We start from the raw sequence: 1,085 nt of genomic DNA, 5'->3' as shown, positions 1-1,085 counted from the left end.
CTCACGGACGTCTTTAACGTATTGATCAAACCCTTCGCCTTGGAATACTTTTACAACAAAACTACCATCGGTAGCTAGAACTTGTCGACACATATCCAAAGCTAATTCAACTAAATACATAGCTCTAGGCTGATCTACAGAGTTGTTGCCCGCTATATTAGGTGCCATATCTGACATCACGACATCAACCATGTTTGGTTGTATACGTTCCAATAAGGCTTCAAGAACAGCGTCTTCACGAAAATCGCCTTGTAAGAAGCTAACGCCAGCAATCGGATCCATTGGTAACAAGTCACACGCAATGATTTGTCCGTTGTCTCCAACTATCTTAGCAGCATATTGAGACCAACCACCAGGCGCTGCACCTAAATCCACAACGGTCATCCCTGGAGACAGCAATTTATCTTTCGTTTGAATCTCTTCCATTTTGAAATAAGCACGTGAGCGATAGCCTTTCTTTCTTGCTTCGTTTGCGTACTTGTCGTCGAAGTGTTCCTTCAACCAACGGCCTGAACTGGCCGAGTGTTTCTGTTTGCTCATTGGATACCTAAAGTGGAGGAAAGTACTAATTGCCGAATAAATTATAGTCTTCAGCATTAGATGGCGTTAAAATAGGTTTTTTCAACCCTAATAGTAAAGAAAATTGGCCGCGTAATGAACCTAAGTACCAAACAAAAGCAGCATCTAAAGGGCCTAGCTCACAGTTTAAAACCTGTAGTGCTAATGGGCGCAAATGGACTTACTGAAGCTGTTCTAGCGGAAATCGAATTAGCTCTAGACCACCACGAACTGATCAAAATTAAAGTTGCATCAGAAGACCGTGAAACTAAGCAGCTAATTATCGATGCAATTGTACGTGAAACTAAAGCTGAGAAAGTACAGACTATCGGTAAAGTTCTAGTACTATTCCGTCAATCAGAAGCACGTAAAATCGAGATTCCACGTAAGTAAGTTAGCTATATAATAAGCTGACTTCACAAAGGGATAGCCAGTGCGCTTATCTTTTAGTGTAGCGTGAGAAACGAAAAAGGTCGCATTTAGCGACCTTTTTACTTATCAGAAACAAAGAAAATTCAATTAGATAT

The 1,085-nt window shown here is 40.8% G+C and carries 2 protein-coding genes; one reads left to right on the top strand and one right to left on the bottom strand.

What is annotated here, in order from left to right:
* The coding region (gene rlmE / locus BCT81_RS24900; protein WP_102426198.1) for a 23S rRNA (uridine(2552)-2'-O)-methyltransferase RlmE at nucleotides 1–540 on the bottom strand (540 nt) is incomplete at its 3' end.
* A gap of 114 nt (nucleotides 541–654) precedes the next feature.
* Between rlmE and yhbY the strand changes: the two genes are divergently transcribed.
* Nucleotides 655–951 carry a ribosome assembly RNA-binding protein YhbY gene (gene yhbY / locus BCT81_RS24895; RefSeq protein ID WP_004738252.1) on the top strand — a complete coding sequence of 99 codons (297 nt, stop codon included), beginning with the start codon at nucleotides 655–657 and terminating at the stop codon, nucleotides 949–951.
* Nucleotides 952–1,085: the final 134 nt, after the last annotated feature.

The sequence above is a fragment of the Vibrio sp. 10N.261.52.A1 genome (assembly GCF_002876325.1).
GTDB classification, from domain to species: Bacteria; Pseudomonadota; Gammaproteobacteria; order Enterobacterales; family Vibrionaceae; genus Vibrio; species Vibrio chagasii.
This window is presented reverse-complemented; position numbering and strand designations above follow the sequence as displayed.